24 protein-coding genes are annotated in these 25,198 nt (G+C 57.3%); 13 read left to right on the top strand and 11 right to left on the bottom strand.

Going from position 1 to position 25,198, the window contains the following annotated elements; all coding sequences use genetic code 11:
• Nucleotides 1-241 precede the first annotated feature (241 nt).
• From EI77_RS11380 to EI77_RS11410, 7 genes are all read left to right on the top strand, one after another.
• Nucleotides 242-724 carry an MSMEG_0572/Sll0783 family nitrogen starvation response protein gene (locus EI77_RS11380; protein ID WP_078811746.1) on the top strand — a complete coding sequence of 161 codons (483 nt, stop codon included), beginning with the start codon at nt 242-244 and terminating at the stop codon, nt 722-724.
• Between the two features lie 13 nt (nt 725-737).
• Nucleotides 738-1,766, top strand: coding sequence for a Nit6803 family nitrilase (locus tag EI77_RS11385; protein WP_133795381.1), 1,029 nt, complete (start codon nt 738-740; stop codon nt 1,764-1,766).
• Nucleotides 1,714-2,847, top strand: a complete 1,134-nt coding sequence (locus EI77_RS11390) for an MSMEG_0568 family radical SAM protein (protein WP_133795382.1) — start codon at nt 1,714-1,716, stop codon at nt 2,845-2,847. Before EI77_RS11385 ends, EI77_RS11390 begins: the two co-directional genes overlap by 53 nt.
• Nucleotides 2,848-2,849: 2 nt before the next feature.
• Nucleotides 2,850-3,125, top strand: coding sequence for an MSMEG_0570 family nitrogen starvation response protein (locus EI77_RS11395; protein ID WP_133795383.1), 276 nt, complete (start codon nt 2,850-2,852; stop codon nt 3,123-3,125).
• 9 nt (nt 3,126-3,134) lie between these two features.
• Nucleotides 3,135-4,424, top strand: a complete 1,290-nt coding sequence (locus tag EI77_RS11400) for an MSMEG_0569 family flavin-dependent oxidoreductase (protein ID WP_133795384.1) — start codon at nt 3,135-3,137, stop codon at nt 4,422-4,424.
• Nucleotides 4,425-4,429: 5 nt separating this feature from the next.
• Entirely contained in the window at nt 4,430-5,032 is a 603-nt protein-coding gene (locus tag EI77_RS11405) for an MSMEG_0567/Sll0786 family nitrogen starvation N-acetyltransferase (RefSeq protein ID WP_243838802.1), read from the top strand.
• Between the two features lie 261 nt (nt 5,033-5,293).
• Complete coding sequence (locus EI77_RS11410) at nt 5,294-6,265, top strand: sll0787 family AIR synthase-like protein (protein ID WP_133795385.1); 972 nt, start codon at nt 5,294-5,296, stop codon at nt 6,263-6,265.
• Here EI77_RS11410 and EI77_RS11415 read toward each other — a convergent pair.
• Nucleotides 6,165-7,247, bottom strand: coding sequence for a LacI family DNA-binding transcriptional regulator (locus EI77_RS11415; RefSeq protein WP_133795386.1), 1,083 nt, complete (start codon nt 7,245-7,247; stop codon nt 6,165-6,167). The genes EI77_RS11410 and EI77_RS11415 overlap by 101 nt on opposite strands.
• A gap of 117 nt (nt 7,248-7,364) precedes the next feature.
• Here EI77_RS11415 and EI77_RS11420 point away from each other — a divergent pair, with 117 nt between their 5' ends.
• Genes EI77_RS11420 through EI77_RS11430 form a run of 3 tightly spaced genes read left to right on the top strand, consistent with a single transcriptional unit; the run spans nt 7,365 to nt 10,324 of the window.
• Nucleotides 7,365-9,572, top strand: coding sequence for an excinuclease ABC subunit UvrB (locus tag EI77_RS11420; protein ID WP_133795387.1), 2,208 nt, complete (start codon nt 7,365-7,367; stop codon nt 9,570-9,572).
• A gap of 60 nt (nt 9,573-9,632) precedes the next feature.
• Nucleotides 9,633-9,851: a hypothetical protein gene (locus tag EI77_RS11425; RefSeq protein WP_133795388.1), complete on the top strand. Its 219-nt coding sequence runs from the start codon at nt 9,633-9,635 to the stop codon at nt 9,849-9,851.
• 35 nt (nt 9,852-9,886) lie between these two features.
• A complete protein-coding gene (locus EI77_RS11430) occupies nt 9,887-10,324 on the top strand; it encodes a hypothetical protein (protein WP_133795389.1) in 438 nt (145 codons plus the stop codon).
• Between the two features lie 34 nt (nt 10,325-10,358).
• Here the strand turns inward: EI77_RS11430 and EI77_RS11435 are convergent, their stop codons facing one another.
• Nucleotides 10,359-11,042: a hypothetical protein gene (locus EI77_RS11435; protein ID WP_133795390.1), complete on the bottom strand. Its 684-nt coding sequence runs from the start codon at nt 11,040-11,042 to the stop codon at nt 10,359-10,361.
• 45 nt (nt 11,043-11,087) lie between these two features.
• Entirely contained in the window at nt 11,088-14,690 is a 3,603-nt protein-coding gene (locus EI77_RS11440) for a DEAD/DEAH box helicase (RefSeq protein ID WP_166647195.1), read from the bottom strand.
• Between the two features lie 373 nt (nt 14,691-15,063).
• Between EI77_RS11440 and upp the strand changes: the two genes are divergently transcribed.
• The gene (upp, locus tag EI77_RS11445) at nt 15,064-15,687 is read left to right on the top strand and encodes a uracil phosphoribosyltransferase (protein ID WP_208300336.1); all 624 of its coding nucleotides are present in this window, start codon (nt 15,064-15,066) and stop codon (nt 15,685-15,687) included.
• Between the two features lie 93 nt (nt 15,688-15,780).
• Nucleotides 15,781-16,368, top strand: coding sequence for a Crp/Fnr family transcriptional regulator (locus EI77_RS11450; protein WP_133795392.1), 588 nt, complete (start codon nt 15,781-15,783; stop codon nt 16,366-16,368).
• 61 nt (nt 16,369-16,429) lie between these two features.
• Here EI77_RS11450 and EI77_RS11455 read toward each other — a convergent pair whose 3' ends face one another.
• From EI77_RS11455 to EI77_RS11475, 5 genes are all read right to left on the bottom strand, one after another.
• Nucleotides 16,430-17,023, bottom strand: a complete 594-nt coding sequence (locus EI77_RS11455) for a sigma-70 family RNA polymerase sigma factor (protein ID WP_166647196.1) — start codon at nt 17,021-17,023, stop codon at nt 16,430-16,432.
• A gap of 259 nt (nt 17,024-17,282) precedes the next feature.
• Entirely contained in the window at nt 17,283-18,275 is a 993-nt protein-coding gene (locus tag EI77_RS11460; protein WP_166647197.1) for a Gfo/Idh/MocA family protein, read from the bottom strand.
• Nucleotides 18,276-18,400: 125 nt separating this feature from the next.
• Nucleotides 18,401-19,699, bottom strand: a complete 1,299-nt coding sequence (locus tag EI77_RS11465; RefSeq protein ID WP_133795395.1) for a dicarboxylate/amino acid:cation symporter — start codon at nt 19,697-19,699, stop codon at nt 18,401-18,403.
• A gap of 54 nt (nt 19,700-19,753) precedes the next feature.
• Nucleotides 19,754-19,984, bottom strand: a complete 231-nt coding sequence (locus tag EI77_RS11470; RefSeq protein WP_133795396.1) for a hypothetical protein — start codon at nt 19,982-19,984, stop codon at nt 19,754-19,756.
• A 132-nt stretch (nt 19,985-20,116) separates the two neighbouring features.
• Nucleotides 20,117-20,734, bottom strand: a complete 618-nt coding sequence (locus EI77_RS11475) for a single-stranded DNA-binding protein (RefSeq protein ID WP_133795397.1) — start codon at nt 20,732-20,734, stop codon at nt 20,117-20,119.
• Between the two features lie 292 nt (nt 20,735-21,026).
• On the opposite strand from EI77_RS11475, the gene EI77_RS11480 reads away from it, so the two are divergent.
• Nucleotides 21,027-21,746, top strand: a complete 720-nt coding sequence (locus EI77_RS11480) for a hypothetical protein (RefSeq protein WP_133795398.1) — start codon at nt 21,027-21,029, stop codon at nt 21,744-21,746.
• Nucleotides 21,747-21,761: 15 nt separating this feature from the next.
• On the opposite strand, the gene EI77_RS11485 is transcribed toward EI77_RS11480, so the two are convergent.
• The 3 genes from EI77_RS11485 to EI77_RS11495 form a co-directional block, all read right to left on the bottom strand.
• Nucleotides 21,762-23,864, bottom strand: a complete 2,103-nt coding sequence (locus tag EI77_RS11485; protein WP_208300337.1) for a prolyl oligopeptidase family serine peptidase — start codon at nt 23,862-23,864, stop codon at nt 21,762-21,764.
• A gap of 79 nt (nt 23,865-23,943) precedes the next feature.
• A complete protein-coding gene (locus EI77_RS11490; RefSeq protein WP_133795399.1) occupies nt 23,944-24,285 on the bottom strand; it encodes a hypothetical protein in 342 nt (113 codons plus the stop codon).
• Between the two features lie 74 nt (nt 24,286-24,359).
• Nucleotides 24,360-25,163 carry an IclR family transcriptional regulator gene (locus EI77_RS11495; protein WP_133795400.1) on the bottom strand — a complete coding sequence of 268 codons (804 nt, stop codon included), beginning with the start codon at nt 25,161-25,163 and terminating at the stop codon, nt 24,360-24,362.
• Nucleotides 25,164-25,198 lie beyond the last annotated feature (35 nt).

A 25,198-nucleotide genomic window follows, 5' to 3' on the forward strand; every position in this document is an offset into this window, starting at 1 on the left:
CTCAAGGCCCGGCTTCCCTGCGTCATCTTCATGGCATGCAGGGTGGTGGAGTCCGAATCCTGCGGGCGTAGCCAGGCTTCGCTACAAACTTAGTTAGGCTCATGCAACGGTTTGCATGAATCTCGCGCCTTCCTCCAGAACTTGGCACGGGCCATGGCACCCCCAGTGCTTAAAAAGCTCTCATGCACCGGCTTCTGCTGGCTGCCATTCACCTCGTCTTAACATCCATCAAAACACGACTATGCCTGAAGTAACCCACCCCGCACACAAGGACGGCGACATCCTCGTCAACTATGAAGAGAAAGTCTTCGAAGACGTGAAGGCCAATCCGGGGGAAAAAGCCCTGGTCACCTTCCACGGTGTCGCCCATGAAGGCTCCATCGGCCTCGTCAATACCCTCGTCGCCACACGCCTCCTGCGTAAAGGTTACGAGACCTCCATCCTGCTCTATGGCCCGGGCGTCACCATGGGTTTCCAAAAAGGTTTCCCCACCTTGGGTGACGAGGCCTTCCCCGGTCACCTCCTGGTGAACAAGCGCCTTGCCCAGTTCATGGCTGAGGGTGGCAAGATCTACGCCTGCCGTTTCTCCACCCAGGCACTCTATGGACAGACGGAAAAGGCCTTCATCCCCGGCATCATCCCCATCAATCCTCTGGACGTTCTGGACATCAATCTCATCCACGGCCGCGCCGGTGCCGTGGTCATCCATTCCTGGAATCTCTAACCGCCCCTTATTTATGGCGACGATCCGAGCAGCCGCGGTGCAGATTGCACCGGACCTGACAAGTGCCGAAGGCACGGTGGACCGCATCTGCCGGGCAGTGGCTGATGCCGCCGCCAAGGGCGTGGAGATCGCCGTCTTCCCGGAGACCTTTGTCCCCTACTACCCCTACTTCAGTTTCGTGGAGCCGCCGGTCAGCGCCGGTCGCGAGCACCTGCGGCTCTACGAAAATGCGGTGGAGATCCCCGGCTGGATTCCTGAGGTATTCAGCCAGCAGGCGTTGAAGCACAGCATGGTCTTGGTGATCGGGGTGAACGAGCGCGAGCACGGTTCCCTCTACAATACCCAGCTCATCTTCGATGCCGATGGCACCCTGGCGCTGAAGCGGCGTAAAATCACACCTACCTATCACGAGCGCATGATCTGGGGTCAGGGGGATGGCTCAGGACTCAAAGTGGTGGAGACGGAGGTCGGGCGCGTCGGTGCCCTCGCCTGCTGGGAGCATTACAATCCGCTCGCCCGCTTCAGCCTCATGGCCCAGCACGAGCAGATTCACTGCGCCCAGTTTCCCGGCAGCATGGTCGGCCCCATTTTCCGGGACCAGATTGAGGTCACCATTAAACATCACGCCCTGGAGTCCGGCTGTTTTGTCGTCAACTCCACCGGCTGGCTTACCGATGAGCAGATCGTCTCCATCACGGGTGATCCGAAGATGCAGAAGGCCCTGCGCGGTGGCTGCTACACGGCCATTATTTCTCCCGAAGGTGTGCCACTATGTGAACCCATCACGGAGGGTGAAGGCATGGCCATTGCCGACCTCGACTTCGCCCTCATCACCAAACGCAAACGCATGATGGACAGCGTCGGCCATTACTCCCGGCCGGACATTTTCACCCTGCATCAAAACTTGGAGGCCAACCAGCAAACCTCATCCAACGGAGCCGCCATGGATTCCGAAATCATTTGGCCTAACACTCAATTCAACAACGCTCATGATCACTCTCGAGACCGCCTTGGTCAGCCGGAAGCAATGGCTGCTGTCTGAACTGCAATCCCTCGGCCTGCGCATGCTGGATGAGGCCTCATCTGCCTCCAGTCGGCGTGGCGGCGCAGGCCCCAGCGACCACAAGGCCGTGGCCGTCATGGGTACCACCATCATGGTGCCTGTGCATACCCGGCCCGCCCATCACTCACCTTTCACCGCCTCGGTTCCCGGCACAGATGGCCGGGCCATGCTATATCGGGATGGCGAGCCGGAATCCCCCATCGTCTTTCCGCGTCAGCCGCACTTTTATTCCATGTCCACGGCGGATGACATTCCGTATTGGAAGATCGCGCAGTTGCACTCTCACAACGTGCTGGCCACCACCGTTCTGCAGACCTGCATCCGTTATGGCAATAGCGCCACCAAATGCCAGTTCTGCGCCATTGGCGAATCTCTGAAAGGGGATCGCACCATTGCCCGCAAGACTCCTGAGCAGCTTGCCGAAGTCGCCGCCGCCGCGCAGCGTTATGATGGTATTGAGCAGGTCGTCCTCACCACCGGCACTCCGCCCACGGAAGACCGGGGCGCGGCTGTCCTCGTGGATGTCGCCCGCGCCATCAAGCTCCGCACGGGCCTGGCCATTCAGGCGCAGTGTGAGCCACCTGCTGATTTCATCTGGTTTAAGCATCTGCATGAAGCCGGCGTGGATTCCCTGGGCATGCACCTGGAGGCTTGGGATGAGGACGTCCGCGCTCGCATCATGCCGGGCAAGGCCCAGGTACCCGTGTCTTATTATCTCAAAGCCTTCAAGGCTGCCGTCGCCATCTTTGGCCGCGCCCAGGTCAGCACTTATCTTCTGGCTGGCCTTGGCGATACTCGCGAAGGTTTACTGGATGCCTGCCATCAGCTCATCCAGCTCGGGGTCTATCCCTTTGTTGTGCCCTTTGTGCCTATTGGCGGTACTCAGCTTGAAGGGCGGCAACCACCCTCGTCAGACTTCATGCGCTCCATCCTTCAGCCACTGGGGGATATGCTCACCACGGCGGGAATGACCTCCGATACTGTCAAGGCTGGCTGCGCCAAATGCGGTGCCTGCTCCTCCCTTTCCTCCTTCGAAAAACAATCCCCCTGCGCCGCCTGACCATGCCCGCCGTCCATTACATCGTTGAACTTCCCGATGGCGAAAAACGCCAATGCTACTCACCCTCCACCGTCATTCATGAGCACTTCAAATCCGGTGATGCCATGCCCATGAGCGAGTTCATCCAGCGCAGCCGCACTGCCTTGAATGCTGCCAGTGACCGTGTCCGTCAGCGTTTCGGTTTCGCCTGCTCCTCCGCCATGGATCAGCTTAGCGAAATCGAAAGCTGGGGCCGCTCTTATCCTGCCGATCAAACCGTCCGCATCCTTAAACTTTAGCATCTCTTCATGGAAACACATTATCCAGTCATCATCATTGGCGGCGGCCAGGCCGGACTCTCCATGAGTTTTTGCCTCAAGGAAAAAGGCATCGCCCATCTCGTCTTCGAAAAAAACCGTCTCGCGGAATCCTGGCGCAGTAAGCGCTGGGACTCCTTCTGCCTCGTCACGCCTAACTGGCAGTGTGCTCTCCCTGGTTTTGACTACGCCGGTGATGATCCCAAAGGCTTCATGGTTAAGGACCAGATCGTCGAATACATCGAGTCCTACGCTCGCTCCTTTGATCCGCCTTTGAAAGAGGGTGTCAATGTCTGGCGCATGCGCCGCAACAGCAGCGGCGTGTTTGAGATCACCACCGACATCGGTGATTTCACCGCAGATCAGGTGGTCGTCGCAACGGGCGGTTATCAGACCTCGCACCTGCCTCGCATGGCGGAACGCTTCCCCTCCAGCATCACGCAACTGCACTCCTCAAACTATAAAAATGCAGCAGCCCTTCCCCCTGGCGAAGTGCTTGTCGTCGGCACCGGCCAGTCCGGTTGCCAGATCGCCGAAGACCTGCACCTGGCAGGCCGACGCGTCCACCTCTGCGTCGGTGGTGCGCCGCGCACCGCTCGTCGCTATCGTGGCAAGGACGTCGTCGAATGGCTGGCCGACATGGGCTATTATGACATGCCCATCCATGAGCATCCCAAAAAGGACATGGTCCGCTCCAAGGCCAATCATTATGTTACGGGTCGGGATGGTGGCCGCGATATTGACCTCCGCCGCTTCGCCCTGGAAGGCATGCAGCTTTACGGCCGCCTGAAGGAGGTTACCGGCAGCACTCTCTCCTTTGCCGATGACCTGAAGCAGAACCTGGATCAGGCCGACAATGTGTCCGAAAGCATCAAGACAACGATAGATAAATTCATCGCCTCAAAAGGCATCGAGGCCCCTCAGGAAGATCGTTACATTCCTCTCTGGCAGCCTGAAGACCGGCCAGCCACGTTGGATTATTCTCAGTCTGGCATCACCAGCATCACCAGCATCATCTGGAGCATGGGCTACGGCACGGACTACCGCTGGATCGAAATTCCCATCTTCGATGGTAAAGGTTATCCCAACCATGATCGCGGTGTCACTAGTGTGCCCGGAGTCTATTTCATCGGCTTGCCCTGGCAATACACCTGGGGCAGCGGCCGCTTCTCCGGCGTCGCTCAAGATGCCCGTTTCCTCGCCAACTGCATCGAGTCGCGGCACGCCACTCCTAAGGTCGCCGCTGGCCAGATTTTAAACATGTGGGCACTCGGCTCATAGCTCTCTTGGCACGTCTTCTGCAACCCGTCATCCTCATCATGCTTTTTGAAACTTACCCTCCTTTCCGTCAGCGTGACTTCGTCTTTAAGATCGCCACCACCCCGAGCGAACTCGCTGGTTACTGGGCTTTGCGCAAAGCTGTATTTTGTGAGGAGCAACATGTCTTCCATGATGGCGATGACCGCGATGCACTCGATGAACACGGCATCCCCATCATCTGTGCCACTCTCGTGGCTGGTATGGTGGATGAGGTCATCGGCACCGTCCGCATTGATGAACGTGAGCCTCGTCTTTGGTATGGCAGCCGCCTCTGTGTGGATCGCGAATACCGCCGCCTCACTGAAATGAGCACCAGTGTCAGCGTCCGCAGCCACCAGCCTGTTTATCGCGGTTTCGGTGCCATCGGCGCAGGCCTCATCTACAAGGCCGTATCCACGGCCAACAAAATAGGCTGTGATAAATTTCTGGCCGATGTTCAGGAACAAAACGCCAGATTCTTCCAGCGCCTCCACTGGCAGCGCCTCGGCGAGCGCCAACTCCACGGACGTCTCCACGTCCACATGCAAGCCGAAATGGCCCACTACCCACCCGCCGCCATGGTCGCCTGATCGGCCATCATCAAAGTCGCAGTGCAAAGTAGCCCGCACAGTCCCTGTGCGGATAGCAGCATCGCAATCACATACCACGTCCCCCCATCCCTCACCCCTTTTTTCCAGGTTCCTCCCCAACGCCGCTAAAAACCGCGCATCGCCCCCCGCCTTAGAGTCACAAAGTAGCCCGCACAGTCCCCTGTGGGATAGCCACCTCGAATCTGATAACACGCTCCCCCTTACTCTCAACCTCCCTTCACCAGACCTCCCCACCCCCACATGCCTGCCCTCTCCCCGCTGCTGCAGGAACTCCGCGACCACCCCAACATCGCTGAAAAACTTCGGATCGCCGCCGCCTACAGCCCTGCCTTAGAGGTCGCAGGCGGCATCGAAATCGGTGACGACGCCGCAGCCATTCCCGATGGCGATGGTTTCCTCCTCTTCGCCGCCGAAGGCATGATGGAAGGTTTCATCGAGATGGACCCCTGGTTCGCCGGATACTGCGCCGTCATGGTGAATCTCAGCGACATCGCCGCCATGGGCGGAGCACCCGTCGCCATTGTTGATGTGCTGTGGGCGCATCCAGATTCGACGATGGCCACCGAGATTTGGTCCGGTATGCGCGCCGCTTCCACAGCTTACGGTGTGCCCATTGTCGGCGGCCACACCACCCGCTTCCCCATTGAGCGCACGCCCTTGCTTGCCGCCGCCGTCATGGGAAAAGCCACACGGTTGATCACCAGCTTTGATGCCCAGCCTGGGGATACCCTCCTCATGGCCGTGGACCTGCGCGGTGCTTATCGGGGCGAAGGCACCTTCTTTTGGAATGCCAGTGTGGGTTCTCCACCCGATCGCTTGCGCAGTGACCTCTTACTGCTCAAAGAACTCGCCGATGCCAGCCTCGTCACCTCGGGGAAAGACATCAGCAATGGCGGCCTTTTCGGTACCCTCGCCATGCTTTTGGCCACCTCCGGTTGTGGTGCTCAGGTGGACCTGGACTCCCTTCCCATGCCGCCGGATGTGGACTTGAAACGGTGGCTCCTTTCTTTCCCCAGTTATGGTTATGTCCTGACAGCCACGCCGGAAAAAGCCGACGACGTCATGACCCTGTTCTCGCATCACGGCATCACCTGCGCGGCCATCGGCAGCATCACCGGGACACACGCTTTGGAGATTTCTTCCCAGGACGGGCGGGAGGTGTTTGCGCAGATCGCACCGGCAGCGACGGCCCGTCCTTCCAGGAGCCAGTGATCAAAACATCACGCGGATGTTCCGGGATGCCCCGGTCATGCATGTGCATTTTCTGCACCAGCAAATCCACCGCCGCAGCCCCCACCCGGTCCAGATTCCCGTCAATGCCGGCCATCTTTTTCCTCTCGGCTTCCGTGCCAAAGAGATAGGCCACTCCAATATCCTTCGGCACCTTCAGTCTGAGCCGCCCCAGCAGTTCCAGAATGTCGATTTTATACACCAGCAGGGCGTCAGGTTCATGCTGTTCCATCCATTCACGGAATTCAGCCATATTCACCCCATCAGCTTCCGTCATCAGGGGCGGGCATTGTTCCTCAGGCGGGCGCTGCCACTGTTCATTCAGAGCTGCCGCCGACCATTGCCCCCCCACAATGGTATTGTTCCGCACGGGGGCGATCAACGCAGGCCGTCGGTACCCTAAAGAGCGCATTTTTTCAAAGGCCAGATTCACATTGAAAAAGCCATGCAATTGCACCCGGTCCACCGGTAATTGACGAAAGTAGGTGCTCAAACCAACCACACAAAAGTCCCCCACATCGAGGGTTGTGGGCTGGTCATCCCGTTCGGAAAATCCCAGGATGAGTCCCCGTATACCCCGCGTGATCAGCACCCGCCGCAGGTGTTCCGCATCCCCTTTGGCCGGGCCGAGGGAGAATACCTCAATCTGATACCCAAGCTGCTGCGCACGTCTTTGCAGTCCTTTTAGATACCAGAGGCAGACATCTTTTTTCTTCCAGGCTTCATCCGCCACATTCGTGATCAGGGCCAGCGTCTCTCCATGCGGATCCAGCTTCCGCCGTTTTTGGGTCATCAACGCCTGCACCAATGGATTCGGTGCATACCTCAGCTTAGCCGCGGCAGCTTTGACACGCTCGATAACCGGTGGTGAAATCCGCGGATCATCCCTCAGCGCCCGCGAAACCGTCGCCCCGGATACCCCGGCCGCCTTTGCCACATCTTGGAGGGTTACGGATCGGTCCATCTAGACCGTGCAAATACGCAGAAATCGTCCTTTTACAAGCCCTGGACGTATCTGGTTTGTCAAACTTGGTCATCGGCTTTAGTCTTCGATACCAGCATCTATTCGTTTTAAATCTCCGTGTCTTCCCCCTTCCAACTCAATCGCGAATATGAACCCAAAGGCGACCAGGCTCAGGCGATAGCCAAGCTGGTGAAGTCCGTCAGTGCTGGGAATAGACATCAAACCTTGTTAGGCGTCACTGGCTCGGGTAAGACTTATACGATGGCCAACATCATTGCCGATATCGGCAAACCGGCCCTCGTCTTCTCCCACAACAAGACGCTTGCCGCTCAGCTTTATTCAGAGTTTCGAAACTTCTTCCCCAACAACGCCGTCGAATATTTCGTCAGCTATTTCGATTATTATCAGCCCGAAGCCTACATCCCGCGCACCGATACCTACATCGAAAAAGACAGCAGCATCAATGACGAGATTGAGCGGTTGCGCCTCTCCACCATGGGGGCGCTGATCACTCGAAAGGACGTCGTTGTCATCGCCAGTGTGTCATGCATCTACGGCTTGGGTTCGCCCGAAGATTATGAAGGCATGATGGTGCCTATTCACGTCGGCCAGCAGATGACGCGCGAGACCTTCCTCACCAAGCTGGTGGACATGCTCTACGAGCGCAATGACATCCAGCTCAAGCGCGGCAGCTTCCGTGCCCGTGGGGATGTGGTGGAGGTCATCCCTGCCTACCTGGACAATGAGGCCATCCGCATTGAGTTCTTCGGGGATGAGATCGACCGCATCAGTGCAGTAGATCCGCTCACCGGCACGGTGACGCTGAAAATGAACAGCTACACCATCTTTCCTGCCAAACAGTTTGTTACGCCGGGTGATAAACTTAAAAAGGCCGTGGTCAAAATTCGCGAGGAAATGGAAGGCTGCGTGGCCGCATTTGAAAAGGAAGGCAAGCTCCTGGAAGCCCAGCGCCTGAAAATGCGCACCGAGCATGACATCGAAATGATGCAGGAGATGGGCTTTTGCCAGGGCATCGAAAACTACAGCCGCCACCTCACCGGTCGCGTGCCTGGAGCCACACCGGGAACACTGCTGGATTTCTTCCCGGATGACTTCCTCTGCCTCGTCGATGAAAGCCATGCCACCATCCCACAGATCGGCGGCATGTATGAGGGGGATCGTTCCCGCAAGACCACGCTTGTAGAGCATGGTTTCCGTCTACCCAGTGCACTAGATAACCGGCCCCTGAAGTTTCCTGAGTTCATGGATGCCGTGGGCCAGCTTGTCTATGTCAGTGCTACTCCTGCACGCTTTGAGATCGAAAACAGCGTTGTTGGAAATGCCACTTACATCCCGCATAAACGTGAACGCATCGGCCAGGAAGAAGGCACACCCGCTGCTTTGCCAGGCGTCGCGGTGAGAGTCAGTGGCAATGCGCAACCGGTGGAAAAGTTTGATGTCCTCACCAAGGGCAAGCCACTGGTGGTCGAGCAGATCATCCGCCCCACAGGCCTGCTGGATCCCATCATCACCATCAAGCCACTCAAAGGCCAGATTGACGAGACCATCGAACTCTGCCGCCAGCGCATCGAAAAGGGCGAGCGTGTCCTCGTCACCACCCTCACCAAACGCACCGCTGAAGACCTCACCGACTACCTGCGGAATCTGGACATGAAAGTCCGCTACTTGCACAGTGACATTGATGCCATTGAGCGTGTGGAAATCCTCCGCAGCTTGCGCAAAGGCGACTGCGATGTCCTTGTCGGCATCAACCTTCTGCGTGAGGGGCTGGACCTGCCGGAGGTCAGTCTTGTGTGCATCCTGGATGCCGATAAAGAAGGGTTCCTTCGCAGCGAGACCTCCCTCATCCAGACCGCCGGTCGCGCGGCCCGCCATGTGGCTGGGGAGGTCGTACTGTTTGCGGATATCGAGACCCAAAGCATCCGCTCACTTCTCAGTATCAGCGGCTACCGTCGTCAAGTGCAGCTGGACCATAACGAAAAGTATGGCATCACTCCACAAACCGTCCGCCGTGCCGTGCAGGAATCCCTGCAAACCTTGGGTAAAGCCAAGGAGATGGAAGAAAACGTCCTTCGCGAAGGGGGCGGTGCCGACTATGCCGTAACCGAAGTCATCCGCGAACTCGAAGGCGAAATGGCCGAAGCCGCAACCAAGCTGGAATTCGAACGCGCCGCCCTCCTGCGCGACCAGATCCGCGAACTAAAGAAACAAGCCGGCCTGAATGCCGATGACGGTGGCGTCCTGCCCAAGCCGAAAAAGGTCATGTATGGCAAACCCAAACGCGGAGCGAAGAAAGGCAAATGATGGCGCTGAGTACCTTCGCATGAAGATTGCTTGTCTTTAAAAGAGAAGTATTCTTATCCCATGGAGCCGCGTCCCGTCATCAACCTGGAGGAAACCATCGGTAAAACGGTGGGACGTCGCGTGGCACCAAAGAATGGAACAGGTTTGCAAGTGACACTCAACGAAGTACTAGCCAGCCAGCGTAGGGGTATCTGCCCCAAAGGTGTTTACCGTTTTAACTCACACGAGGAAGCTGATCAATGGATGTGGAAAATGATGAACCGCAAGAAGGCGACTTAGTCTCAAGGGCCCCTACCGAGAGTGATCTTGCCTCCATGTGCAGCAAGCTCAATGAGGCCAGTGCGCGATATGTAATTGTCGGGGGATTTGCGATCATTTATGCCGGATATGGGAGGACAACGGGGGACGTAGATTTGTTAATGGCCACGGATCTGGAGAATGAAGCAAGCATCTATCGAGTCCTTGAGTTCCTCCCTGACAAAGCCGTGCTCGAACTTGAACCCGGCGAAGTGGAAAAATACACGGTCGTTCGGGTCGCGGATGAGATCATTGTGGATCTAATGAAGTCGGCCTCGGGCATTGATTATGAGGAAGCATCCAAAGATGTGGTGATCCGCTACGTGCAGGGAGTACCTATCCCTTTTGCATCTCCTCGTCTGTTGTGGAGAATGAAAAAGAATACGCATCGCGAGAAGGACGCACCGGATTTGTTGTTTCTACGCACCCAATATCCTGAGGTTACTCAGGATTAAAAATACCTCAGACTGTGTAAAAGGGGGGCGAAATTTATAGCCCGCTGCCGTCGAGATAAGCCTTCAAGTCTAGACGAAATTCTTCCACACAGGCCTGGATGAGTCGTGTTTTTTCCGCAGAAGTGTAATCGTTGAAATTGTCGAGGGCGGGAACTTTTATCGTTTGTCCGCCGTACATCCTGGTCGAGAAGGCTAGCCGATTACCTGTTACGGCATCCATCAGAGAGATGTATGTATAATTTTCGACCACGGCATTATCGCCGATGTGCCAGATTCCCATGCCTTCCGCTGTCATGTAGGAAGGTGCGGCATAAGGATAGCCATAAATACCTGTAATCAGCAAAACCGCATCAGCTTGATATTTGGCCGCTAAATTCTTGGCCCAAGTCTTGTAGTCTGGATATTTTCCAAACATGGATTTTGGATTAGGCGGTGGTTGCTCCGAGGCGAAAACTGTTGTGGGAAAACGGGAGCTGATTTCCGCTTTTAGCATCTTCTGTACTTCGCTCCGCAGTTCGGGTGTTTCGATACTCGAGATCGCTGAATTGCCAAATGCCGTGAACCCAACTTTTTGCCGAGTCACTTTGTGACCTACATTGGTCGCGACGACTACCTTTTTAATATTCGCCTTCGCCTCTGGAGATATGGTGGTGCATTGGCAGAGCATGAGGCTGCACAGCATCAATAAAAACATCAGGGGTCTCATCGGCGTTTTCATAATCAAATATCCTTTTACCAGTCAAATTCCGGTGTCAAGTTAGGGCTATCCTAACAGAAAACTAAAATCATTGAGGGTGAGGCCTTGGGTGAAGCTTTCTTCGCCGAGGATGTCGTTGGCGAGGTCACCTTTTTGCTTTTGCAGGATGCGGATTTTTTCTTCGATACTGCCTTTGATGAGCAGGCGGTAGGCGAAGACGGTCTGCTTCTGGCCGATGCGGTGGGTGCGGTCGATGGCTTGGGCTTCGACGGCAGGATTCCACCAGGGATCATAGAGGACCACGTAGCTGGCGGCGGTGAGGTTGAGACCAAAGCCGCCGGCTTTAAGGCTGATGAGGAAAACGGCCGGTCCGTCGTGTTCCTGAAAGGCGGTGACCAGGGCACCTCGGTCTTCCGTGTCTCCTGTGAGAATGAAGGTGGTCCATCCTTGCTTGGTCGTTTCCTCCTGGATGATTTCGAGCATCTGCACGAACTGTGAAAAGACGAGCACCTTCTGTCCTTCTTCGATGATCGGTTCCAGTTGCTCCACCAGCGCCAGCAGCTTGGCGCTTTCCACCTGGGATTCTCCCTTGGCTTTTTTCTTGCCCTTGGAGGGTAGGGTTTCCTGGTCCAGGCCGACGAGGCGTGGATCGCAGCAGATCTGGCGCAGCCGCAGGAGGCTGGTCAGAATGTTGAAGCGGAATTTGTCAAGCTGACGGCTGGTTTCCACCTTCAGGAGCTGGGCGCGTGCGCGTTTGATTTCAGCCTGATACAGGGTGGCCTGAAGGCCTTCCATTTCGACAATGAGGTCTTCTTCCACACGGTCGGGCAGATCGGTGGCGACTTCTTTTTTCGTGCGGCGCAGGAGGAATGGTTTGGTCCGGGCGGCTAGGCGACGGCGGGCCAGGGGATCCTCGTTGGCGTCAAAAATCCGGTTAAAACTGGCACGGCTGCCGAGGATGCCGGGCATGGCAAAAGCGAAGATGGCCCAGAGGTCCAGCAGGCGGTTTTCGATGGGAGTGCCTGTAAGGGCCAGGCGATGACGGGCCTCCAGTGCACACGCAGCCTTGGCGCTTTGTGAGGTGGGATTCTTGATGGCCTGAGCCTCATCCAGAATGATGGCGCCCCACTTAACATCACGGAGTTTTTCTTCATGAATACGGAGCTGTGGGTAATGAATGACGAGGAGGTCCGTTTGACCATCCATTCCGGTTTTGCCTGCATTCGCACGGTTCCATACTTCAACCCGCAGATCCGGGCTGAAGCGGGCTGCCTCAGCGCGCCAGTTGTCCTGGACGGATTTCGGGCAGATAACGAGAATGGTTTCCTGCACTTTTTGTTCGGCACGCAGCCAGGCGATCCAGGTGATGGCCTGGAGGGTCTTGCCCAGGCCCATGTCATCCGCCAGCACTCCGCCGAAGCCATTGGTGGAAAGGTAGGCCAGGAAGTGAAAACCTTCCGTTTGATAAGGCCGTAGCGTCGCGCTGATGGCAGCGGGTTGGGCCGGAGTGACCCGCGTTTCGATTTCTTCCAGGCGGCGGCGGATCTGTCGTACATGGTCAGCCGGAAGAAGAGAACTATCCCCTTTGGCAACACTGCCGAGTTGAAGCGCATGGAGGCGTTGTTTCTCCCCAGTGAATTGATTGGCTGAAAGACCCAGTTCAGCGAGGTCCTGCTCCTGCTGGTCGGAGAGGTTAAATTCAAGTTTCCGCCAGCCTTTGCCTGCCAGTTTCACCCACTTGCCCTTGGCTTTGAGGAGGAGGTTGATTTCTTCTTGAGTGAGCGTGTGGTCGCTGACGTCCAGGGCGACGCTGAGGTCGAACCAGTCCACGCCGTTCTTGGATTCTTCAATCTCCAGGCGCACTTGACCCGCCACACTGCCGTCACGCAGGGTGGCCAGTTCCGCATCCAGATGCACGGAGATTTCATCGGGTCGGCGGGCCAGCCATTGCAGGAAGAGTTCTGGCCAGTCTTTTCCGACGATGCGTTGTTCCACCTGTTCCTCTCCATTGCTGGCGGGCCGCATAGGCATCTGGCGCAGCCAGGCTCCAGCGGCAGGCACGGCTGATTTGTCGAGTTGGATGAGCTGTGTAGAATCCGGCGGGGATACTGCGGAGCGGTAGCTGGCGATCCAGTGGCTGCCGTTCCAGATGCTGGGGGATTCCAGGCCGCCGTATTGGGCTTTGGCGGCTAGCCGGAAATACTCGCTCGGGGAATTGGGATGCCGGTGTACCTCGCAACGTACGGTGATCTCCGCTTTGACGAGCTTGATCTTACCCGCCAGCCGTGGTGGGGCTTCCAGCCCCAGTTTGGCCAGTGCATTGACACCTTCACGAGTTTCTAATGCCTGTGCTGGGATGATGACAGGCCAGAACTGCCGCTCCTTTTTAAAGGGCCAATAGGAGAGGGGGTAGATCACCTCACTGGTGACATAATGCATAGGGCTGCCAGGAAGGATGGCCAAAGGCGGAGGCGGTACTTTTCCTTCAGCCGTGCAAAGGCTTAGCTTATAGTTTCCTGTCGGCTCTGCTGGGTGCATCAGCACCCATTTCAAAGGCTCTTCGGCAATCTGAACAGGCTCGCCGCTGGCGGAGGCGACGTGCTGGTAGAGCAGTTCAGGGCTGCCGATCAACCGTGCCAGGCTGCGGTTCAACTCATCGGCCATGGGGGGGATTTCAGAGCCTGCCACATGGCGATAGGCATCCTGGCAGGCTTCCAGCACAATGCTGGAACCTGCGCTGAGCTGTGGTACCACCGCACCGTAAACAGGATTTTGACTGAGCTCCTTGAGAAGCTTTTGTGTCACCTTGCTAAAGTCCGCATCTCCAGGGTGGCGTACCTGGATGATGGCCGCCGTGGCATGCAGCACGAGCCTGAGCTCCGGTGCCAGTGCTCCGCTCTCCTGGTCTGGCTCCTGCCAGCGTCCCAGGTCGGCCTTCCATTGGGCAATCTCCTTCAGCCGTTCCCATTTTTTCAGCAGCTCTTTTTGGAGCTTCAAATCCACAACCTCAGACAACGGTGCGGGCATTTCCAGGCTCGCTTTTTTCATGGCTGCAGCCAGGTAGGCCAAAAACTCCCAAATGTCGGCTGGGGGGAGTTCATCTGGCCACAAGATGGCCTGCCGGTAGCCCCAGTAATTGCTGCGCCCACAAAGCTGTTGAAGAACCAACTGTTCAACAACGGCGACTTTATTGAGCCACCAGGGCTCGACGGCGTTTAGGAATTGAAGAGCTGGTTTGGGCAGAGGCTTACCGATTTTGGCCTGGACCTGACCAGCCAGTGAATCCGGTGGAAGAAGATCAGCTTTCTTTTCTGCGGCAGGGAGCGTCAATTTTCCTTCAGTCAAAGGAAGGGGGCGGACTTCTGTGCCTGCATGCTTGTTCAGTTCAAGGACCACGGCCACTGCGTGTTTGCAACCACGCGCAAAGGGGCAGGTGCAATGAGTGGAGGCTTCCTCGCCATCGAAAAAAATCGTGGTCGTGTAGAGCTTGCCACCCTGAACCTTTGCCTCGAGCCCGAGTCCATCTTCCACCCAACGCAGGCTGCGCACGGCCCTCTCCCTCATCAATGCTGCCCCACGACTGACGATATGGGATTCAAATATCCTGAGAGCTGCGGCGAGAGAATCGCGCTGTTCGCGAGTAAGTTTGATGGAGGCTGCGGCGGACATGGAGATGGGAACGATGCCTGAAACGAGTCTGGCTAAAATCGGGACTGGGGATGGAATGCGTTTTTTCCCCATTCGGGGACTTAGCTGCTAAATGTGTTGATGATGAAAGGATTGCGAGGGGATGGCCTCCCCAAGTGGGGATTTTTCTTCCCCACGCGGAGAGTGGGGCGGGGAATTGGACAAGTGAATTAGCGCATAGGTTTGGCAAAGCTGCATAGGAACCTCGGCATCTGCATTCAGCGCAATAACCAGAAGGATCATGGGCTGCGCAAGCAGGTAGCCCCCAGAGTTGTGACAAGTCGTGAAAATAGTGAGGCTAGTATGCCGGGTTCAATCCGGTTGCCAGCAGGTATCCGCTATCGCAGGATGTTGAATGATCCCTCCCGTCATCGTTACTCACCCGCTGGCCCAGATTCATCTCACGACGATCCGCAGTACGGATACGCCCTGTGGTCAGTTCCGCTGGCATCTGCACCGGTTGGCGGAGATCTTGTTTATGGAAGCGACGCGGGGTCTGGGAACAGAGACGGTACGCATTCAGACGCCTTTGACGGAGACAGAAGGAGTGGCTCTGGCGCGGCCCATCGTGCTGGTTCCGATTTTGCGAGCAGGTCTAGGTTTGCAGGAGGCTATTTTACCCCTGGTGCCGGAAGCGACGGTGGCGCACGTGGGCATAGCACGGGATGAGGAGACGGCGCTGCCGGTGCCTTATTATGCAAAGCTGCCAGCTATCCTGCCGGAGGCGGATGTTTTTCTGCTGGACCCGATGCTGGCCACCGGTGGCAGTGCCTGCAGTGCGGTCACGCAATTAAAGGCAGCAGGGGCTACGCGCATCACCCTGATCTGTGTGGTGAGTTGTCCGCCTGGATTGCAGGCCTTCGCCGACCAACATCCAGATGTGCCTGTGGTGACGGCGGCGGTGGATGAGGGTCTGAATGAGCGCTGCTACATTGTGCCGGGACTGGGGGACGCTGGTGACCGCTGTTTCGGTACCTAAGTACATCCCCTGACCGGGGGATAAAAAAGTTGGCTTTGCATGGGGATTGCTCTGTTCATCATCGCGGAGACGTGAAATAGTGAGCCGCATTCCATGAAAGAGTATGCTTACATTCACGAGGAAGGGCAATTGCCTGCACCGCTAAGTGCGGTGCCTTTCCTCAACAGCTTCACGGAGGACCAGCTTGACGAAGTGCTGAACTCTTCCAGCCTGCTCCAGTGTGACGCAGGAGATACAATCATTCGCGAAGGATCCATTGATTCGCGCATTTACATCCTCCTCAGCGGTGAGCTGGATGTGAAGGTGGCCGGGAAAAAAGTGGCCACGATCGCCCGTGTGGGTGATGTTTTCGGTGAACTGGCCCTGGTGAATCAGGACAAGCGTGCCGCCTCTGTCATCGCGGGCAGCCGTGCTCTCTGTCTGGCAGTGGACCAAAAATTCCTTCAGGACATTCATCCTCGTGAGGAAGACCCTGCGTTTCATGCCGCACTTTTTGAATTCGTGGCCCGGCTGGTAGCCAGGAAACTGGACGCTACATCCCGGCGTTTGGCGGAACTCGAAAAAGAACTGCGCTTGTTGAAGGAAGCCCATGCTTCCACAGAGGAGCCAGTCGCCGCTCCGGTGACCAAAGCCCCTGTCAAAAGCAAGAAGGCACCCGCCAAAGCAATGGCACGCCGTTGAGGCGTGCCATGCGGGGTGGTTAAAATGATTCCCAGGACCGACCTGGGATCTGACGTTAAAGTTAGGCCAGCCGTGGCTTCACCAAAGTCTCCAGGCGGCTGACGCCGCGCCGGATACGTGCTTTGATGGTGCCCAAGGGTTCGTTGAGCCGCTCCGCCACTTCCGCCTGGGTGAGACCGGTGAAGTAAGCCAAATGAATGGCCTGCCGCTGGTCGTCATTCAGTTTGGAAACAGCACGCTGGACGATGGTGTCGCGCTCCTTCTCCTCCAGGATTTCATGTCCTGATTCCTGGAATTCAAACTCGAGTTTTTTATTCTCGGATTCGAAATCATCGTTGAGGCGGGAACGCCGTTGCTTGGACCGGATGCGGTCAATGGCACGGTTACGCGCCATGGTCGTCAACCAGGTCAGGGGCTTGCCTTTACGGGGTTCGTAAAGGTGGGCTTTGTTCCAAAGTTGGACCAGTACTTCCTGCATCACGTCTTCTGTGTCGTGGTGATCATTCAGTACGTTGGAAATGGCGGCGAAAATCAGGCCGGAGTATTTGCGATAAAAGGTCTGGAAGGCAGCGGAGTCGCGTTCGGCAATCCGTTGAATCAACTGCACGTCTTCCTTTATCTGACGCTCTAATTCAGGATCAATGGCTTCAGTCATGGCAATAAGGGGGGTAAAAGTGAGACGCCTATGGGACAGTGTTATTCCAGACATCGACAAAAAGACCTTTGTTCAAACAATTGTCAATAATCTGTCGAATAATTATTGTCTAATATGCACGAATTGTCGAAGTTCGGTCAAGATGTCTAACCGGTAGAATGAGACAGATGGAACAGGTCTACGTTAAAAATTCGCGCCCGGTGCGGGAAATGGGTCGTACAAAAGGAGCTTTTGCCCTTTGCCGGTTCTGTAAAGCTGCTCAGCTCTTGGGCGCGGGAGCTTCCGGGATCAGCCATGCATCCGGGGTGCCTGCTTTTCGCAGTACCTCGCGGACATTGACTGGCTTGCCCCCCTGGCGCTGGCTTTGCTCAGCAGCCTCCATGAAACCGTATATTTCCAAGGTCTGTGACGGAGTGACGGGGGGCAGCCCCGTTTGGAAAAATTTGACGATCTCCCTCAGCATGGGCGTGTAGTCACCCTGATTTTTTTGTTCGACCACGCCCTTTTGCCCGAAACGGGTCAGCTTGTAATTCGCTGACCCCATGGGCAGCGCGTGGATGGCGTGCAGTGTGCCGATGCGGTCTCCCTGCCAGATGGCGGTGACGACAGAGGCTGTCTTTGTGGAAGTGCGGCGAACTTCGACACAGCCAGTGCCCATCACCGTAAACAAGGCCTCTGTGGCATGAATGCCGTAAAAAAACAGGTCAGGATGATGGGGCAGGATGGGAGCCGGCCCATAGGATATGGCCGCAATGGCAGGTGTGGCCTCTGCGGTGGCCACCTCCACCACCCCCGGATACCAGCGCATGGCGGAGGCGCTGAACATAGGGATCTTGGCCTCGGCAGCCAGACGGTAAATTTCGACAACGTCCTTGAGCGAAGCGGCCACCGGTTTATCCAGAAAGAAGGGCTTTTTGGAGAGGATGACTTCGCGCACCTGCTCCAGGTGGGGGCGGCCGTCCACACTCAGGATCATGACGGCATCCACAGCGGCACACACCTCGGTGATGCTGCTTTTGATCTGGACACCGTACTTGTCTTTCAGCGTCGCAGTGAAACCGGCGACGCGGGCTGCGCTTTCTGGAAGGTCCGGACTGCCGCCAGGAAAAGCGGCCACGACACGTGCGCCGGGGATGTGGCTGGGATTGGCGGGATCATTCAACCGCAGGGTAAACTGCTCGCAGTGGGAGGAATCCAGTCCGACGAGGCCGATGCGCAAATTTTCAGCCATGACGAGACGAGGAGACAGCATGGCCGCAAGGAAAGCCATGAGGAGCGCGGACAGGAACCGTGGGTACCGGGCGACCATGCTTTAAAGTCGCACGGGAGGGGCGGGGTATGCAAGCTGGGAAACGGTACGCCAGAGATGAAAGTGAATCAATCTGGAGGAGGGAGTGGGATGGGGTCCCGCATGTTCGCCTGTAGGGTCTCGGCGCTAAGCTCTCCCTCCCAGCGGCTGATGACGACCGTGGCAACGCCATTGCCCACTAGATTGGTGAGGGAGCGGCACTCGCTCATGAAGCGGTCGATGCCCAGGATGAGGGCCATGGCCTCGACCGGGATGCTAGGGACGGCGGAAAGGGTGGCGGCCAGGGTGATGAACCCCGCCCCGGTGACACCGCTGGCTCCTTTGGACGTGACCATGGCGACGAGGAGGAGGCTGATCTGCTGGCTGAGGTCCAGCGGGGTATTCGTCGCCTGCGCCAGGAAGACGGCTCCCATGACCATGTAGATATTGGTGCCGTCCAGGTTAAAGCTATAGCCCGTGGGGATGACGAGGCCGACGGTGGAGGGGGCGCAGCCCAGGCCACGCAGCTTCTGGATCATCTGCGGCAGCACGGTCTCGGAGGAACTGGTGCCCAGCACAATGAGCAGTTCATCTTTGATGTAAGCCAGGAAACGAAAAATGGAGAAGCCTGCCATGCGGGCGATGAGCCCCAGCACCACAATCACAAACAGCGCGGAGGTCATGTAAAAGCCTAGCATGAGGGCCAGCAGCCGCTGGAGGGAGCCGATGCCGTAGCTGCCGATGGTGTAGGCCATGGCACCCAGCGCACCCAGGGGAGCGACCTTGATGACGATGCGCATGATGCCGAAGAACAACTCGCCGACGCGGTCCACCACATGAAGGATGGGCTTGCCTCTCTCTCCCAGGCCGGAGATAGCAAAGGCAGTGAGCAGGGCCACAAAGACGACCTGAAGCAGGTTGCCCTCCGTAAAGGCTCCCACAAAGGCATTGGGGATGATGTTGAGAAGGAAGTCTGTGGTGCTCAGGGACTTGCTCTTGCTGGCGTATTCATGGACCGTGGCTACAGACTGGGCATCCAGGGTGGATATGTCCGCATTGAACCCGACGCCGGGTTTCAGCGTATTCACCACGATGAGGCCGATGATGAGGGCCAGGGTGGAGACGACCTCAAAATAAAGCAGGGTCTTTCCACCTACGCGGCCCAGCTTTTTCAGATCGCCAATGGAGGCGATGCCGTGGACGACGGTGCAGAAGATGATGGGGGCGATCATCATCTTGATCAGCTTGATGAAGCCCTTGCTCAGCGGTTCCAGGGTCTTGCCTGTCTCCGGATAAAAATGACCAATGGCAATGCCGATGGCCACCGCAATGAGCACCTGGATGTACAGGACGCGGTACCAGGGAGTGCGGGCGGGAGAGGTATGCATGGCAGGAGTCCGGTGATTCAAGCCCGAAATCCTGGTGGAATGCAAGCGGCGTCTCTATTTCTCGGCCTTTGGTGCCACGGGGTAACTGGCTGGGCTTTTTTGATAAGTGTCCAGGCAGGTGGCGCAGCAAAAGATGATGGTGCCTTTTTCTGAAAAGACCCGGTAAATGACGCGACCAGCTTTTCCATCCACCGGGCAGAGTTCATTGATAGGCGGGCCACCTTTCGCCAAGACGGCAGTGATGCTGATGAAGGTCAGGAGCAGGGCAGGGATAAGGGCTTTCATGGATGTGCGGCTGGTTGCTGCCGCACCCATGACAAAACTGAGTGCGGTCACAGCGTGAACGCACGAAGCCGACGAATCCTAGAGAACTGCCAAGTGAGGTGTAGTAATGCGCAAACGCGGCGCACCCAGGCATCAAAACGGGATGTCGTCATCTTCCATGCCTTCGGTGATTGGGCCTTCGCCGAAGTCATCCTGCTGCGCAGGTGCCTGGCGCTGGGCAGGACGCTGCTGCTGTGCCGGGCGCTGGTAACCACCAACGCCGCCGCCTGAATTTCCGCCGCCACCATACCCTCCTCCCCCCCCGCCGCCACCGGCTGCTGGACGGCGCTGCTGCTGGGGTGCGGGGGCACTATATCCTTCGTCATCACCGGCATAATTGCCACCACCGCCGCCGCCACCTCCGGGAGGGGCACCGCCTTTGCTATCCAGAAACTGCATGTTTTCCGCCACGATCTTGATCTTGCTGCGCTTTTGACCGGTGGCTTTGTCCTCCCAGGTATCCATTTGCAGACGGCCTTCGATGAAGATGGAGCGGCCTTTGGCCAGGTATTGCCCGGCCAGCTCGGCCTGCTTGCCCCAGAGCACGATGTCCAGATACGTCACCTCCTCCTGGCGCTCACCGCTTTCGGTGAGGTAACGCCGGTTGACGGCAATGGCCATGTCGCACACCGCACTTCCTTTGGGCGTATAACGCACCTCCGGATCGCGGGTGAGATTGCCGATGAGCATGACTTTATTGAGCGAGGCCATAATCCCTCACCTTATCCACCCGGCAGACACTGCGACAACTTTTTTGTGGGGAATAAGGAGGGGCGAAAGAGCAAAACGGGGTGTTGAAAACGCCGCCCAACTGTCCCTTGCCGCCCCTGGCTGCTGTGATAGCATGAGAATGCAATGACTTATGAGCAACTGCCGGACGAATGGAAGGAGTGGGTGGACCTCACCCCTCTGGAGCGTTTCCGGCGCAGCGAGCAGCTCTTCGCCCAATACTTAGCCATGGGAGGCAGCCTTGATCCCGACCCCGATCCGACAAGTCCTTTTGATGATCCAGAAGCATGGCGTCCAGGCGCTGCTCATGGGAGGGCAGGCCTGCGTCTTTTACGGCGCGGCGCAAGTTAGCAAGGACATTGATTTTGCCCTGTGCGCAGATGATGAAAACTATGAGAGGTTGCACAGCGCCCTGGCCGAACTGAAGGCGGAGCGCATTGCCATTCCACGTTTTGATCCTGCCATTCTGGAGCGCGGTCATGCCATCCACTTCCGCTGCCAGGCACCCGGAGTCGAGGGGCTGAGGGTGGACGTCATGACTCAGATGCGCGGAGTCCCCCCTTTCGCCACCCTCTGGGCGCGCCGTACAACCTATGGTGATGACGCAGGGGCTGAATATCACCTCCTGAGCGTGCCGGATCTCGTCAAGGCGAAGAAAACTCAGCGCAGCAAAGACTGGCCCATGATTGAACTCCTGGTCGCCATTCACTATCGTGAGAATAGTGAACACGCCAATGCGGAGTGGATCCATTTCTGGCTGACGGAGGCAAGAACCCCCGAATTGGTTCAAGAGCTCTGCCACCGTTATCCCACCGAAGCCGCTGCCCTGGAGTCCCAGCGGCCATTGCTCGCCCTCGCCCGTAACCCCGACATGGATGCCCTTCGCGCTGCGTTGGACGCCGAAGTCAGTGCAGAGAAGGCTCTGGATCGCGCTTACTGGGAACCGCTCCGCCAGGAACTGGAGCAGTTCCGGCGGGAGGAGAGAAACGCATAGAAGGCCCTTCAGCCTTCACTCCATCTCCAGCACTTGATGCAGAAACGCCCATTCGTCGGCCGTCTCTTCGATCACCTTTTTCAGGGCCGTACCCGCACCATGACCGGCGCTGGTTTCGATACGGATGAGGACAGGCGGGCCGTCCTTGGCCTGGCATTCCTGGAGGCGCGCGGCGAATTTAAAGCTGTGGGCGGGGACGACGCGGTCATCGTGGTCTGCGGTGGTGACCATCGTGGCTGGGTAGCGGGTGCCGGGTTTTAAATTGTGCAGTGGGGAGTAGGCATGCAGGGCCTGAAACTCGTCCGCCTTTTCACTGCTGCCATAGTCGCTCTTCCAGGCCCAGCCGATGGTGAAGTTGTGAAAGCGCAGCATGTCCATCACGCCCACGGCTGGCAAAGCAGCGCCGAAGAGCTCGGGCCGTTGGGTCATGCAGGCACCGACGAGGAGACCACCATTGCTGCCGCCCATGATGGCCAGCTTTTTCGGTGAGGTATAACCTTCTTTTTGTAAATGCTCCGCGCAGGCGATGAAGTCATCAAAGACGTTCTGCTTGGTCAGCTTGGTGCCGGCGCGGTGCCAGTCGGCACCGTATTCGCCCCCGCCGCGCAGGTTGGCCATGGCATAAACGCCGCCCATTTCCAGCCAGACGGTGCGGCCGATGGAGAAGCTGGGGGTGAGGCTGATGTTAAAGCCGCCGTACCCGTAGAGCAGGGTCGCATTATTACCGTCCAGTTTCAGCCCTTTTTTGTGGACGATGAACATGGGCACGCGGGTGCCGTCCTTGCTGGTGGCAAAGATCTGTTTCGTTTCGTAAAGGCTGCCGTCGAAGTCCACCTTTGGCTGGCGGTAAAGGGTGCTTTTGCCGGTGGCGATGTCGTAACGATAAATAGCTCCGGGCGTGGTGAAACTGGTGAAGGAGTAAAAGGTCTCCAGGTCGCGGCGGCGACCTCCAAATCCGCCGATGGTGCCGATGCCGGGCAGCTCCACCTGACGGATGAGCTTGCCCTCAAGATCAAAGGCGCGCACGTTTGAGCGGGCGTCCTTGAGGTATTCGCACAGGAGTTGATCACCGACGATGGAGACGCCATCCAGTTTGTCCGCCGTATGTGGCAGGATTTCGCGCCAGTTTTCACGAGCGGGTTGGGTCACATCAATGGCGATGACGCGGTAGCGGGGGGCATCCAGATCCGTGCGGAAATAAAAGAGGCTGCCGACGTTATCGATGAAACCGTAGGAAGCATCGAAGTCATTGAGCAGTTCGATGACCTTGCCATCAGGTGCGTCCAGGTCCTGGTAAAAGATGCGCTTCTTCGGGTCCGTGCCTTCGGTGACGGTGAAGGTGAGGTAACGCCCGTCGTCGGTGACGTAGGCGTGCAGGCCCCAGTCCGGCTGGTCCGGGCGTTCATAGACCAGGCGGTCCTCGCTTTGCGGGGTGCCCAGCTTGTGGAAATACACCTTCTGGTTTTTGTTCGCCTCGGTCAGGGCCGCACCCTCTTTCGGCTGCGGGTAGCGGCTGTAATAAAATCCGCTGCTGTCCTTGGCCCAGGAGGCACCGCTGAATTTGATCCACTCCAGTACGTCCTCGCGGTCCTCGCCGGTATCGATGTCCTTCACGCGAAATTCCTGCCAGTCGCTGCCTGCCTTGGACAGGCCATAGACGAGCAGTTTTCCATTCGGACTCGGAGCCGTTTCCGTCAGGGAAGTGGTGCCATCTTTAGATAGCGTGTTCGGGTCTAACAAAATGCGTGGTTCCGAATCCAGGGATTCGGTCACGTAAAAAACGCTCTGGTTTTGCAGTCCTGAATTGCGGTTGAAGAACCAGCGGCCGCCTTCCTCGAAGGGGGCTCCCACGCGCTCGTAGTTCCACAGTTTTTCCAGACGGGAGCGCAGTTCGTCGCGTTTTGGTAGCTTGTTGAGATAACCAAAAGTCACTTCATTCTGGGCTTTGACCCAGGCCTTGGTTTCCTCGCTGTTGTCATCTTCCAGCCAGCGGTAGGGATCAGCGATCCGGGTGCCATGGTAGTCGTCAAAGACGGATGCATCCTGGCGGGTGTCGGGATATTTCAAAGGCTGGGCAAAGGCGGTGGCAGACATCAGGCAGAAAAAGAGCGTTTTCATGACTACGAACACAGGGGCTAAAAGGATAAACGCACGAAGCGGGCTTCCACTTCGTGCGTTTCCTAAAGTCAAACAGGGCTTACCAGACGGGCTTCAAATATCCCAGGTAACCCATCGTGGCACCGATGAATGCGGCCAGGACGACCACCACCACAGGCTTCACCACGCGGCGTTTCGCCAGCACTGGTAGAGCGCCGAGCACCAGCCACAGGGCCAGCTTGATGTAAACCCAGACGGGCAGGGCGCTGAACAGGCCCATTTTAGCCAGCATTCCGAATCCGGAGACCAAGCTGATGAGCAGGCCTGTGCCGTGCCATTTCATGGAGGACTTGGCACCTTCCGTGGAAAGCAGGGCTCCAAAACCGATGAAGACTAGAATAAGACCGACAAGATGAAGAATGTGATAAACTGCGAGTGGCATGGTGGTGAGTGAATCTTGCCACGTTACATGCGTTGCGACAACCTTGGTTTGGTTATTCGGCATTTTCTGAGCACTTAGCGCCCAGGCCAACCCAGTTTTTGAGACAGGCTATCAGCATGCCGCTGAACAATACAGCCGTACTTGGCTAGGGAATGGATGGGCAGGCGGTCCACGGGTCCTGAAATCCATAGCGCCGCCACGGGCTGACCGTGATGATCAAAAACAGGGGCTGCTGCACAGGTGAAGCTCTCGCTCTCCTCCGCCTGATCCAGGGCGAAACCCTGGGTTTTGACGCGGCTTAGCTCTGCGCGAAATGCGCGGGCGGAGGTAAGGGTGCGAGGCGTTTTTTTCTGAAAGCGAATCTGCTGGATGAGCAGGTCGCAGGCGGGTTTTTCCAAAAAGGCGAGCATTGCCTTCGCTGGGGCGGCTGTGTGCAGGGGAAAGGCATGGCCCACCTCCACCACGACCTTGACCGGATGAAGCGAAACAGACTGATCGAGGACCACACCCTGGTGACCGGACAGGCTGCCGATGAGTGCTGTTTCTCCCGTCTCATCCCGCAGCGCCGTGAGCACGGGCCACGCCGCTTGCAGTAGGCTCTCACCGCCCATGGCCGCATGGCCCAGGCTCAGCAGCTTGCGGCTGGCGCGGTAGCTCTTGGTCCTCACATCCCTCATGGCATACCCGCGCAGCGTCAGCGTGGTGGCAATGCGGAAGACAGAGTTTTTAGGCATTTTGAGCTTCTCCGTCATCGCCGTGAGAGTGAGCCCGCCCGGCTCTTGCACCAGTAGCTCCAGCAAGTCCAAAGTCCGGTCCAGGATGGGCACCCGATAGCGCTCTAGGGAGGGCGTGTCTGGGGTGGGTTTTTTATATTTCATCGTTGTTTGTTATTTCAACACAGGTTTGATATTGC

The sequence above is a fragment of the Prosthecobacter fusiformis genome, from assembly GCF_004364345.1.
GTDB classification, from domain to species: domain Bacteria; phylum Verrucomicrobiota; class Verrucomicrobiia; order Verrucomicrobiales; family Verrucomicrobiaceae; genus Prosthecobacter; species Prosthecobacter fusiformis.